We start from the raw sequence: 443 nt of genomic DNA, 5'->3' as shown, positions 1-443 counted from the left end.
CGTCGAAAAAGCGCCCGCTCATGCCGCACGCCCGATCGCGGATCGAGCACGTGCGGTGTGCCTCACCCTGTATCGGCAGATGCCCTCGCACTCAATCTTCCGCATTCTGCATCCTTTCCTGACGCGCCCTCGGCCTTGGCTTGAGGGGACGTCGATCGCATGTCATGGGCCTGTCGATAAACCCCGCCCAAGTGGCGGCGTGATCGCGTTCCCGAGGCACCGGCCATGGCCAAGAAATACTATCTGACGGCTACGCTGTCCGACGGCTATGTGAAGACGATCGGTCCGACGTCGCTGGCGTTCACCCATTATTGGCGGATCGTTGCCCAGCTTGGCAATGGCAAGACCGAGGTATTTTGGGGGCACGCCAAATCGCTGGCGGAAGCCCGCAAGAAGCACACCGCCGCCCGCGACGCCGCCACCCAGCGGGGGTGGATCGATTA

General features: G+C 63.0%; 1 protein-coding gene. It reads left to right on the top strand.

Annotated elements, in window-relative coordinates:
* Positions 1-225: 225 nt before the first annotated feature.
* A partial coding sequence (locus AACY52_RS31445) for a hypothetical protein (RefSeq protein WP_339561567.1) occupies positions 226-443 on the top strand: 218 nt, incomplete at its 3' end.

Source organism: Pseudomonas sp. EA_65y_Pfl1_P113, from assembly GCF_963970525.1.
Classification (GTDB): Bacteria; Pseudomonadota; Gammaproteobacteria; order Pseudomonadales; family Pseudomonadaceae; genus Aquipseudomonas; species Aquipseudomonas tritici.
Note: the sequence above shows the minus strand (reverse complement) of the source record. Positions and strands in the feature narration are given on the sequence as shown.